We start from the raw sequence: 13,087 nt of genomic DNA on the forward strand, positions 1-13,087 counted from the left end.
ATGCGTATCATTTGAAAAGAGTTCCATATTCCATCAAAATAAAGGAAACAACAATAAAGGAGTTGTGTTTGTGATTCAGTTTAATCATGTGTCAAAATCGTATGAAGATGGCGCAAAAGCAGTGGATTCATTGCATATAGAAATTAAAAAGGGAGAATTTTTTGTTCTCATTGGTCCGAGTGGTTGCGGGAAAACAACGACAATGAAGATGATTAATCGTTTAATTGAAACGACGGAAGGGTCAATTTTAATCGATGGAAAAGATATTCAACAATATAATATAAACGAACTGCGTTGGAATATTGGGTATGTGTTGCAACAGATTGCTCTGTTTCCACATATGACAATTGCCGAAAATATTGCAGTTGTCCCTGAAATGAGAAAATGGAGCAAAAAGAAAATACAAGAGCGTGTCGATGAACTGCTACATATGGTTGGATTAGATCCGGATGTATATCGCGACCGTATGCCCGATGAATTGTCAGGAGGGCAAAAGCAGCGTGTTGGTGTTGTTAGGGCATTAGCTGCTAATCCCAAAATCGTTCTTATGGATGAACCATTTAGTGCGTTAGATCCATTAAGCAGGGAACAACTCCAGAAGGATATTGTACAATTGCAAAAAAAGATTCAAAAAACGATAGTGTTTGTAACTCATGATATGCAAGAGGCATTATCACTGGGTGATCGCATTTGTATTATGAGAGAAGGAAAAGTTGTTCAATTAGATACACCAGAAGGTATTATACATAATCCGAAAAATGAGTTTGTAGAGGAGTTCATTGGAAATCGCGGACGCCCTTGGTATGAGGGGAAGCATGTAGAAGATATATTGCCGCTAGACAATAGCATACGAGTAGAAGGGAATGCTTTATCTTTAAATTCTCCTTTACAAGAAGCACTAGTTCGCTTACAAGTTGAAGAGTCAGTGTCAGTTGAAGAAAACGGTGAATATGTTGGTGCGTTAACAAGCCGCCATATAGTAAATTACATAGTTGAACAAATGAAGGAGAGAGGCTAAACAGTGACTGACTTTATTCAAACGTTCCAAGAACGAAAAGTAGAATTGCTAAGTGCGTTAAGTGAGCATTTACAAATATCGCTTATTTCATTATTTTTTGCGGTAATCATTGCGGTTCCGCTTGGTATTTTATTAACGAGAAAAGAACGAATGGCTGAATTTATAATAGGGATTTCTGCTGTTATGCAGACAGTGCCATCACTTGCTTTACTTGGACTATTAATTCCATTAGTAGGAATCGGAAAACTACCAGCTATTATCGCATTAGTTGTGTATGCACTATTACCTATTCTACGAAATACATATACAGGAATACGGGAATTAGATGAATCTCTTATAGAAGCGGCGAGAGCTATAGGGATGAATAGCTGGAGAAGATTATGGAAGGTAGAGCTTCCTCTTGCATTGCCAATTATTATGGCTGGAATTCGTACAGCGATGGTCTTAATTGTCGGAACGGCTACATTAGCAGCTTTAATAGGTGCTGGTGGACTCGGTAAGCTCATACTACTCGGTATCGACCGGAATGATCATGCACTTATCATTTTAGGGGCCTTACCAGCTGCGTTACTCGCTTTATTCTTTGATATAGTACTTCGTATGCTTGAAAGTCCAAAACGCTCTCCTAAGCGTGTTATATTGACGATATGTATCGTAATCGTAGTTGTCGTTTCACCATTTCTTTGGAATACACAAAAGAAAGATATTGTTATTGCCGGTAAACTAGGATCTGAACCAGAAATTTTAATTCAAATGTATAAGCAGCTAATTGAACAGGATACAGATTTACACGTAGAATTAAAACCAGGTCTTGGGAAAACAGCATTTGTATTTGAAGCGTTAAAGTCAGGAGAAGTAGATATATACCCTGAATTTTCGGGAACAGCTTTATCTACTTTTGTGAAAGAAGAACCGAAAAGTACAAATCGTGATAAAGTATATGAACAGGCTCGCATCGGAATGGAAAAGAAGTATAATATGGTTATGTTGAAGCCGATGGAGTATAACAATACATACGCACTAGCAATGCCGAAAAAAATGGCAGATCAATATAATATAAACACAATCTCTGATTTAGGAAATATTGCACAGGATGCGAAAGCGGGATTTACATTAGAATTTGCTGATCGTGAAGATGGTTATAAAGGCATGCAAAAATTATATGATTATAAGTTTTCAAATGTTAAAACGATGGAACCGAAATTACGTTATAGTGCAATTCAATCGGGTGATGTGAACGTAATCGATGCATATTCAACTGATAGTGAATTGGAGCAATATGGACTTAAAGTACTAAAAGATGATAAAGGATTATTCCCGCCTTATCAAGGAGCACCATTATTAAGAAAAGAGACGTTACAGAAATATCCGGAACTTGAAAATGTATTGAATAAATTAGCTGGAAAGATTACAGATGAAGAAATGCGAAAAATGAATTATGAAGTAAATGTGAATGGAAAAAGTAGTGAAGAAGTAGCGAAACAATTTTTACAAAAAGAGAATTTAATCCGTTAATTTTACAAGAAATATACAATTTTATTTGTTTGAAATGACCGTTCATTACAAAATGAGCGGTTTTTTTGTGCATACTTATACATTTTTTCAAAAAAGTATTCCATTTTTCTTCATTTTCTTTTAGAATAAGTAATGTTTTCCTGAAAAAATATAAGAGAAACGTCTATTAGAGAAAAAGGTGACTTTAATAGTTGAACGAACATAACACCTAGAATGACAGATGGGGTGGTACAAATAGAAAAGAAGTTAGGATTTTTTCCGTTAATCGCATTAGTAGTTGGAACGATGGTTGGTGGTGGTGTTTTCAGTTTACCGCATGATTTAGCAGTAGGAGCAAATAGTGGTGCAACGATAATTGGTTGGTGTATTACAGCGATGGGAATGATTCCACTTGCGCTCGTATATCAAACGTTAGCAAGACATAAACCGGAGCTTGAGGGCGGAATTTATAGTTATGCACGAGCTGGATTCGGTGAATATATTGGTTTTAACAGTGCGTGGGGCTACTGGCTGGCAGGAATTTTAGGAAATGTCGCAACAATTATGTTATTGTTTAGCACATTAGGTTATTTTTTCCCAATTTTTAAAGGAGGAAATAATATTGCTTCCATCGTTGGTGCCTCCCTTTTATTATGGACACTTCATTTTCTTATTTTATTTGGAATTCGTGAAGCTTCCATTATGAATGTTATCGCAACAATTGGGAAATTAGTTCCGATACTATTATTTATTGTTGTGATGGTAACAGCATTTCGCTGGGATACATTTACACATGACTTTTGGGGAGAAGGAACAATCTCAGTTTCCTCTGTACTTGGTCAAGTGAAAAATACAATGCTTGTAACTCTTTGGGTATTCATTGGGGTTGAAGGAGCAGTTGTATTATCAGGAAGAGCTAAAAATAGCAGAGACGTTGGAAAAGCGACAGTACTTGGATTAATTTTAGTTATGTCTATTTATATTTTAATTTCTGTACTATCAATGGGAGCCATGACGAGAAATGAACTTTCTGTATTAGAAACTCCTTCAATGGGACATGTATTAGAACATGTTGTTGGACCATGGGGGGCAGTTGCGATTAACATCGGATTAGTTGCTTCACTTGTAGGCACATTAATTGGTTGGCTTTTACTTGTTTCTGAAATTTCTCACGTAGCAGGAAAAGACGGAGTGTTTCCGAAAGTCTTTACGAAAACAAATAAGAAGCAAACGCCGCATATGGCATTATGGATTTCAAATGTCGTTGCCCAAATTATATTTATAATCGTTCTGTTCTCAGAATCGACATATCAAATTATGTATTTTATTGCGTCAACATCAATTTTATTACCGTATTTATTATCAGCCCTATTTCAATTGAAATTAGTCATTACGAAAGAGCTGAAAGCTGCGAGAGTAAAAAATGGCTTGTTAGCTTTAATTGCTTCTGTATATTCTGTATGGCTAATATATGCAGCTGGTTTAAAGAATTTATTGCTTGTTTCAATCGTATATGGTATTGGGATTATTGTGTACATGTTTGCAAGAAAAGAACAAGGGAATCGTTGTTTTACAGGTAAAGAGAGATATGTTATGTGGGGAATTGTTCTTGCAGCTATCACATCACTTTATATGCTAGTGACAGGAAATATAAAAATGTAAAAGTCCTTTTAATTTAAAGGGCTTTTTTCTTTGGTTAGAGAATATTTAATACATAAGATATTCAGGAGGGATGAAAATGGAAGAAAAAGAACAGTTGTCTAGAATTATGGATTTAGCTAGTGATTTAAGGAAAGTACTAGTGCAAGAGTCTTTTTTTAATCATCATCCTGAACTACGCGGAGTGATTGAAAATTTAGCGAGTTCTGTAGAGAATTTGGCGGAGTTGCAGCAAAATAAAGATGAAAATGCCGAAGATCGATTACGGTACGTGCTTGCTAAAATGAAAATTGCTCATAATGCCATTTTACAAGAAAAAAAAGCATTTCCTTCTCATTAATATACGTTTTATTTTTGAACCTGACGGATGACGTTAGGTTTTTTATTTCTAATTTTGGTAGTAGTTCATACACTAAGAATAGTATGAAAAAAGAAGGTGACTACGGTGAAATTACATAAAGCTCTTCATCCAAGTTTTATAAAGCGAATGTATTATATGAGGTTTATTGGGAAGTTTGCAAAAGCGGAGGGAGAGAAAAACGGGGAGAATTTCTATGTACAATGCCTTTCGCCAATACCATTAACGTTACAAGAGCTATTTACAACTGAAAACTATTTGTTTGAAGGATTATGCAGCAATAAAAAGAATAAAAAAATCTTTTCAGATTTAAAGAAGCGAAGATTAGAAAAGCAATTGGTAATGTTTCGTCTTTATTATGATAGAGGAAATTTATTTCTGGAGTTAATATGCACAGAAGAGCCGCGAGAAATAGCAACTGCATATAAACTGATTCCAACACCAAAAGTATCTAATTATAGAAAAGGTGAGTCTTTGGAACGAAAGCTTAGCAATGGTTATTTATCATTTCTTATGCCGAAATTACCAAAAGACTTTGAGTCTCCTGAATTATTATGGCATGAAGGAAGGCTATACGGAAATTTATCATTAAAATCATCAATAAGTTCAATTGCGTATTTTGAGCAAAGAAAAGAATGTAAATATATTGAAATAAATGATTGGAGGAAACATGTAGAAATAGCAGTAGAAGATCATTTATATTTTGTAAGTGAGAATGTGTATGAGCAATTAAAAAAACGAATTGCTGAAGAAGGTAAGCTAGTTGAAGTAGAAGATATAAAAGTACAAAAGGAGGATTGGGAATGGGATGAGCGTGAATCCTCTTTTTTACAGTATGTACAAAGCGTAGTTCGTAATAAAAGGTTATATTTGGATGAAACGGATATTTATAATTTTCATATTAGTGTTAAAACAAATTTGTTAACGATTCTTGGTGGTATACCAGGTGTTGGGAAATCGCGCTTTGTGCAAGCTTATGCAGAGGCACTTGGCTTACATTATGGTGAAGAATTAGTTTGGATTCCTATTTTACCATCGTATCAAGAACCACATGATTTACTCGGATATCTTCATCCGAGCGGTACTTTTATTGAAAGCGAAACGAAGTTAGTTCGGACGTTATTGAAAGCGAAAGAAAATCCAAATCAATTATATATAGTTGTGTTTGATGAAATGAACATGTCACATATTGAGCTTTGGTTTACTCCATTTTTATCTGTTCTTCAACTTGAGAAGAAAAATCGTATTTTGAATTTATATGAGAAAGTACCGGAAATAGAAAATGCAATTCCGCCTACAGTTGAAATTGGGGAGAACGTTATTTTTGTTGGTACTGTAAATTTTGACGAAACGACGAAAGAGCTCTCTGATCGATTATTAGATCGAACAAATTTGATTACACTACAAAAGATTCCATTTTGTGAGATGAGTTTAGAAAAGGAGAAAGTTGTACAGCAACCATCGCTGAAAGTAACGACGGGAGACTTTCGAATAAATTGGTTTAGGAATAAAGAAATGACCGAGGTGTTTTCTGAAGAGGAATTGGAGTTATTGGATAAGTTACATGATGTTTTATCATCACACGATGCATCAAAAGGGATTTCTTTTCGATGTGCAAGTGCAATTGCTTCGTATTTGCAAAATATACCGTTCCAAAATAATCAATCTTATATGATTAGCAGAGAAGAAGGCTTTGATTTGCAAATAAAGCAACGTGTATTAACAAAATTAAGGGGGACAGAAATGACGATTGGCCCTCTGCTTTCTGAAGAGGCGAAAAGAGGAGCAACATTAATACCGCTTTTACAGTCTTCGCTTGCAAATCGTGTATCAACATTCGAGCATTCTTTAGCGTATATAAGGCAAAAGCGTAGAGAACTGGAGTTGTATGGATATGCAAAATGAGGAGCGTTATGAAACAGCAATTGTCGATACGAAAGAAACGCTCCCGTTTGTATTAAAGCTAATCATTGGAACGGAGGGGAAAGGAGATTTTATCCTTTTAAATCGGCTTTGTACGTCTACTACAGCATTAGTTCAATGTATTTATAAAGTACAAGAATTAAAACCACTAAGATTACATTTCCATTATCAAAATCCGATGGATATTACATTCATATGGAATAAAGTATATGAGGGACAAAAGAATATAAAAGAGTCACAATATGATTTAAATGAAAAAAAACAAAGAGTATTATTGTATGAACATGGAAAAACTGAATTTTTTTATCCGTGGCGCTGTGGCTTATATCATTTTGAAGTGCGCATAGAAGACAAAACGTATTATGGTGCGTTTCAAGTCGTTCCTAAAAATTTTTTTGATGACCAATTTGGAATGATTCAAAATTATGTGAAATCAATTTTGAATGAGTTGATTTTAGATAGAAGTTATTATAAAAAAACTTTTTCAGCACTTAGTGATATTGAGGATTCTTCTTACTTAGTATTACTAAGGAAGTTGCCGCAAAAAATGAAAAAAATAAAACAAATTTTTACGAGAGTAGAATCGAATGCGAAGTTTGTTCACGAATATGAATGGGAAATGGAGGAACGGAGGACGACGAGAAAAAGTGCCATTATGGCAGAAAGAAAACTTTATACGAAATATTATAATCGCAAATTTATAGAACAAAAAAATAGTAAAGAAAATGCATTTCTTAAATTTAAAACGATGCTATTCTATAATTATTTACTTGAAGCAGAAATTTTTTTACGTAAAACTATTGAAATACTAGAAGGAGCAAAGAAAAAAAAATTAGACGAATTTCAATCTGTTAAAACAATTATGAAAACGATTGAACGAAATGGATCAGTGACAGATAGGGAAAAACAAAAATATAAAAATATACATTTGTTGAAAGAAGCAGATTTACGAAAAAGTTCTGTGAAAATACAAGAATATAAAATCTTAGCACATATCGTACATGGAAGCGTGCAATACTTTCAAAATTTGTTGTATTCTTCATTTTGGAGGGAAGTTTCTGAAACAGCCAATATTAATTCTCACTCTTTATCTATACCACATCAACAATTAATCCATCATTTAGAATTGGTACCACAACATACTGGGCAATCTCCATCTTTATTATTCGTATATAAGCCAACATTTCTAGTGTATGAGTATTACGCTTTTTTTATCGTTATTTCTATATTAGAACAAATCGGATTTGAATATAAGAATCCTATCCGTGAACAAATACAAGAACATTTTTATTTAGATGGATTACAAGATGGAACGACAGTTGTTTTACATCAAGATGAGATAAAGGTGCACGTCGCGTTTAATGATTTAATTGAAACACACCCACTTATTGCATTAAGTAAGGGAAGTAATTTTTATAATGGAGAGGACACAAAAAAGCCAGATATTCGTTTAGATTGTTATGTAAAGGAAGAAGAGAAGTATGTATACAAATCATCTATTATTGTCGAAGTGAAATATAGTCCTATGTACAATATTTTTCAGCCTGTCGGTAATACAAAAGCAGCGGAGCAAATGTATAAGTACTGGTCTATTAAATATGTAGAAGAACAGAATGGAAAACAAATTTTTCAGAGAAGTGCGATTTATGAAGTGATTTGTGTATATCCAGGTAGCCATATGCACAGTAAAAAAATTGAATCTGGTTGTGGAGTATTTTTACAACTATATCCATATAAAACGAAACAAGGAGAAGAGAAATTGGCTGGGAAGCATGGGATGATTCAAATTTTTGAGAAATGGTTAAAAAGTAATAAAATGTAAAAGAAATCCTTTTTTTAAAAGGATTTCTTTAGGTTAAGAAGAATTATATGTAGTACGGAAAGACATGTGAGACGGTTCGAACTTAAAAATTATCAGCATCTTTCAACTGAGGAATTGAATCTATTTATGTGTGCGATAGTACGTGGAAGTAAGAAATGATGCATGTGAGATAAAAGGTTATTAGTAGGAATTTAATTCATTTTGCAGAATATAATAAGACGTAAATATTTTTAGTTGCATACGAAGATTTGTTCTTATATGATATATAGTGAAAGCGTTATCAAAAACAGAGCGGCGATGGGAAAGGCGGGTAAATATGTTCCAGCGTGTTCAAACAAAGGAAGAACATTTTTGGTTCGAGCAACTGTGGGGAGATTTTTGTGAAGAAAGAAACTTAATGTTTGTAGAACGTAATTTAAATCCATCACGATTTTTATTAATAGAAGATGAACATCATATTGGTACTGTAGAATGTATTAAGTATACGGTACCTGAACAATCAAATTCTGAGTTTTTCTATCCGTTTTCTAAAAATGATTTAGTGAAAGATTTGAAAAATGTATATGAAATAGGAAAGTTAAGCATTGCGAAAACGTCTCGGGGGAGAGGGCATTTCAAAAGGTTAACAGCTATTTTATTTATGCATGCGTTAGAGACGAAAGCTGAATGGTATATTGCAGCAGTTACAAAAAGAATGTATATGTATTTACTTACACTCGGTTTTCCAATTGAACCGATTGATAATCCATTCCAGTTTCATGATAATTTACAAGGTGTACCAGTACGAATTCATGCTCGAAAAGGGGCTACACATTTGTATTCTTTGAAAGAATTCCGTGATATTATTCAAGGGAATGCTCATGCACAGGCACTTATTGCAGAATACAGTAAAAATATTATGTTAACAAAATAAAACTATATGAATATGTATAGTTTTAAGAAGGGTGTCTAATCACGGACATCTTTCTTTATACAAAAAAGTAGACCCTTATTCTTGTAATAAGGGTCTACAAGGTTATAGTCCAAATATACTAAAAATCATTTTACGACGCTTTGGTTTCTTTTCTCTTACATATGTTGGTTTTGCATCAGGAGTAATATATATTGGTTCTTCTTTCTTTAGGGCACCTTCTAGATTTTGAATTCGCTCTAACATTTCCTCCATTTCGCGGCGATGTTGTAATAGTTGGTATGTAACGACATCATTTGCTTTATCTTGCATTTGCTCTTCCATTCGATCTAGTCTTTTCGTAATTGTGTTTAGTTGAGCTGCTAATTGCTCAAAATCATTTGACGATGTTAATTGAGTAGGTGGAGTGTTGTGATATTGATCCGCTTGAGAACGATGAAATTCTAACATTTGATCTAAATCACCTTGTGTGAAAATAAAATGACCATATTTATTTTTTCCTATCGTAAGATTTAATTGTTGTGCAATCCGGACGACAGCCTTTGGGCTAACACCTAATTTCTTTGCGATAAATGGTGTTTTATATTCCAAAATAATCCCTCCTATATATATCCTGTTGAATGATTTCGAGTTATATAGTAAGTTCCCTTCAGGAGTGACAAAAGAAGTGTGGAATCGGCAAAGAAAGTGTTTTTTCACGAAATTTAGCTGTTTAGCATATACGATTTACATAAATTTATTTTTTATTTATCGAAAAATTGAAATTATTATAGTTTGACGGTGATAAGCTAATTAGATTATCATAATTATAAATATCTTTTTTATGTATGCATATAATATATAAAAAGGTGGTTGCTAATGTAGAATTTTATTAGAGTATAAGAATGCTTACTTCACTTGAATAAATTTAAGTAGGAGGTGGCTTCCTTGCTTACATTGTAAGTAAGGAAAAGTATTTGGACATATATAGTATAAGTATAGTGATTGTTTTAATTGCTTTAACGGCATTTTTCGTTGCAGCAGAATTTGCAATTGTTAAAGTGAGGAGTTCTCGAATTGATTATTTAATTGCAGAGGGAAATAATCACGCAATATCTGTCAAAACAGTCATTACAAACTTAGACGAATACTTATCAGCTTGTCAGTTAGGAATAACCGTAACAGCTCTTGGGATTGGGTGGTCCGGTAAACCTGCGCTTAAGCATATGTTTTTTGCGAATTGGAACATCCCTACTCAACTCGCAGACATTTTTGCTGTAACTTTAGTATTTTTGTTTATCACTTTTTTTCATGTAGTAGTAGGAGAGTTGGCTCCAAAAACATTCGCGATTCAAAAAGCAGAACAAGTGAGTTTTTTTGTTGCTAAGCCGCTTATTTTGTTTTATCGTATTGCATTTCCATTCATTTGGCTTTTAAATGGATCAGCTCGGTTAATTACGAAGTTTTTTGGGTTGAAGCCACCAAAAGGACATGACGAAGTGCATTCAGAAGAGGAATTGCGATTATTAGTTTCAGAAAGTTACAAAAATGGTGAAATTAATCAATCTGAATATAAATATGTAAATAAAATTTTTGAATTTGATGATCGTATTGCGAAAGAAATAATGGTACCACGAACCGAGATGAATATTTTAAACAAAGAAATGCCTGCTGAAGAGGCTTTACAAAAAATGTCTCATGAAAAATATACGAGGTATCCGGTTGTTGATGGCGATAAGGACCATGTAATAGGTTTTGTGAATTTTAAAGATATTTTTACAGATTTTGTGAAGCATCGAGCTGTTAATGAAAAGACAGTAGAGCAATATGTTAGGCCAATTATTCTAGTTATTGAATCAATCCCAATACATGATTTGTTTTTAAAAATGCAAAGAGAAAGAACACATATCGCCATATTAATTGATGAATATGGTGGTACATCAGGCCTTGTTACCGTTGAAGATATTTTAGAAGAAATTGTAGGGGATATTCAAGATGAGTTCGATACTGATGAACAGCCGGAAATCCAACAAGTTAGTGAGACGAAAACAATTTTAGAGGGAAAAGTACTTGTTAATGAAGTTAATGCATTATTAGGTCTGACTATTGACGATGATGATGTCGATACGATCGGTGGTTGGATCCTAACAAAAAATATTGAGATTTCCGAAGGTGACACCATTGAAATTGAAAATTATAAGTTTTGTGTGAAAGAATTAGATGGACACTATATTAAGAGGTTAGAAGTAACGAAACAGTCAGAACCGATCGTTATTGTAGGAGATGAAAAAAAGATTTCACTACAAGAACAAATTAGTTCGTAAACTCTGCTTTGTAGCAGAGTTTTTTTTGAGCAAAATGTTTTTTGGTAAATTTGGGCTATGATACAATTATATAAGTCAGACCTTTCACTAGGTGAAATAAACGCAATATATTATTGTATGCAAATATTCGGAAGGAGAACCATTATGAAAAAGAATTTATATATAAATGGAGAATGGAAATCAGTAGGGACGTATAAACCGTTGTATGCACCATATTCTGAAGAAACATTAGCGGAAATTGCGCAAGGAACAGAAGAGGATGTTAAGGAAGCGATTACTTCAGCTAAAAATGCAATGAAAGAAATGAAAAAATTATCAGCATACGATCGCGCAACTATTTTAGAAAAGGTTGCACAAAAAATGGATGAGAGAAGAGAAGAGTTTGCAGAGATTATTGCAAAAGAAGCTGCAAAACCGATTCGTGCTGCAAGGGGAGAGGTAGATCGCACTGTTCAAACATATAAGTTTGCAGCAGAAGAAGCAAAGCGTATATATGGTGAGACATTACCATTAGACGCTGCACCAGGTGCAGACGGGCGTATTGCATATACAATCCGAAAGTCAATAGGGGTTATCGGTGCTATTACACCATTTAATTTCCCGCTAAATTTAGTAGCGCATAAAGTAGGTCCTGCAATTGCTGCTGGAAATACAATTGTGTTAAAGCCAGCTGATCAAACGCCATTATCGTCTTACGCATTAGTTGAATTATTTGAAGAAGCAGGATTACCAAATGGTGCCTTCAACATTATATCTGGACCAGGCTCAATTGTAGGAGAAGCAATAGTAAAGAGCGATGATGTCGCTTCTATTACTTTTACAGGAAGCCCAAAAGTTGGAATTGGTATTAAGGAAAAGGCTGGATTAAAGCGAGTGACGTTAGAATTAGGGTCAAACGCTGCAGTTATTATTGATGAAGACGTGGAGTTAATGGATGAGATTATTGAACGTGTAAAATGGGGAGCTTTTGTTAACAATGGACAGGTTTGTATTTCGGTACAACGTGTATTTGTACATGAAAAGAAAATGGATGAATTTCTTACGAAGTTAAAAAAAGCGATGGAAACGGTAGTTGTAGGTGATCCGCTCAATGAAGATACAGATGTATCTGCTCTCATTTCGAAAAAAGATGTAGAGCGAATTGAATTATGGGTGCAAGAAGCTATAAAGGAAGGAGCAAATGTTTTATACGGTGGTAAAAAGCGTGATGCAAGGATATTTGAACCAACGGTATTAACAAATGTTCCAGAACATGTGTCTGTACAGTGTCAAGAAGTATTCGGCCCACTTATGACTGTAAATACATTTAAAGAATTTGATGAGGCTTTAGAGCAAGTAAATAATTCGCGCTACGGTCTACAAGCTGGTTTATTTACAAATAATTTATCTAAAGCAATGCATGCCATTGATGAATTAGAAGTCGGTGGTGTCATGATTAATGATATTCCAACGTTCAGAGTAGATCATATGCCTTATGGTGGTGTGAAAGAGAGTGGTACGGGACGTGAAGGAATTAAATATGCAATAGAAGAAATGACAGAAATGAAATTAGTTTGTATTAAAAAATAAAGTAAAAGGTACACTTGATGAAACAAGTGTA

10 protein-coding genes are annotated in these 13,087 nt (G+C 34.0%); 9 read left to right on the forward strand and 1 reads right to left on the reverse strand.

The window, feature by feature from the left end; translation table 11 throughout:
• Positions 1 to 70 precede the first annotated feature (70 nt).
• The 7 genes from MR109_RS13705 to MR109_RS13735 all read left to right on the forward strand — a co-directional run bounded on the left by MR109_RS13705 (position 71) and on the right by MR109_RS13735 (position 9,187).
• Positions 71 to 1,018, forward strand: a complete 948-nt coding sequence (locus MR109_RS13705) for an ABC transporter ATP-binding protein (RefSeq protein ID WP_002171796.1) — start codon at positions 71 to 73, stop codon at positions 1,016 to 1,018.
• 3 nt (positions 1,019 to 1,021) lie between these two features.
• Positions 1,022 to 2,533, forward strand: coding sequence for an ABC transporter permease/substrate-binding protein (locus MR109_RS13710; RefSeq protein WP_242272425.1), 1,512 nt, complete (start codon positions 1,022 to 1,024; stop codon positions 2,531 to 2,533).
• A 213-nt stretch (positions 2,534 to 2,746) separates the two neighbouring features.
• Positions 2,747 to 4,174 (forward strand): basic amino acid/polyamine antiporter, encoded by a 1,428-nt coding sequence (locus tag MR109_RS13715; RefSeq protein WP_242272427.1) that lies wholly within the window; start codon positions 2,747 to 2,749, stop codon positions 4,172 to 4,174.
• A 76-nt stretch (positions 4,175 to 4,250) separates the two neighbouring features.
• Entirely contained in the window at positions 4,251 to 4,511 is a 261-nt protein-coding gene (locus tag MR109_RS13720) for a hypothetical protein (RefSeq protein ID WP_002171799.1), read from the forward strand.
• 105 nt (positions 4,512 to 4,616) lie between these two features.
• Positions 4,617 to 6,434, forward strand: coding sequence for an AAA family ATPase (locus MR109_RS13725; RefSeq protein ID WP_242272429.1), 1,818 nt, complete (start codon positions 4,617 to 4,619; stop codon positions 6,432 to 6,434).
• Positions 6,424 to 8,274, forward strand: a complete 1,851-nt coding sequence (locus MR109_RS13730; protein WP_242272431.1) for a hypothetical protein — start codon at positions 6,424 to 6,426, stop codon at positions 8,272 to 8,274. The genes MR109_RS13725 and MR109_RS13730 overlap by 11 nt, the downstream gene beginning before the upstream one ends.
• A gap of 316 nt (positions 8,275 to 8,590) precedes the next feature.
• The gene (locus MR109_RS13735) at positions 8,591 to 9,187 is read left to right on the forward strand and encodes a hypothetical protein (protein ID WP_071719930.1); all 597 of its coding nucleotides are present in this window, start codon (positions 8,591 to 8,593) and stop codon (positions 9,185 to 9,187) included.
• Positions 9,188 to 9,289: 102 nt separating this feature from the next.
• On the opposite strand, the gene MR109_RS13740 is transcribed toward MR109_RS13735, so the two are convergent.
• Positions 9,290 to 9,775: a chromosome segregation protein gene (locus tag MR109_RS13740; protein ID WP_242272433.1), complete on the reverse strand. Its 486-nt coding sequence runs from the start codon at positions 9,773 to 9,775 to the stop codon at positions 9,290 to 9,292.
• 365 nt (positions 9,776 to 10,140) lie between these two features.
• On the opposite strand from MR109_RS13740, the gene MR109_RS13745 reads away from it, so the two are divergent.
• A complete protein-coding gene (locus tag MR109_RS13745) occupies positions 10,141 to 11,487 on the forward strand; it encodes a hemolysin family protein (protein ID WP_242272436.1) in 1,347 nt (448 codons plus the stop codon).
• Between the two features lie 144 nt (positions 11,488 to 11,631).
• On the forward strand, positions 11,632 to 13,056 hold the full coding sequence (locus MR109_RS13750; RefSeq protein WP_242272438.1) for an aldehyde dehydrogenase family protein: 1,425 nt from the start codon (positions 11,632 to 11,634) through the stop codon (positions 13,054 to 13,056).
• Positions 13,057 to 13,087: the final 31 nt, after the last annotated feature.

Origin of the sequence: Bacillus cereus group sp. BfR-BA-01310 (assembly GCF_022664325.1) — a bacterium.
GTDB lineage: Bacteria > Bacillota > Bacilli > Bacillales > Bacillaceae_G > Bacillus_A > Bacillus_A paramycoides.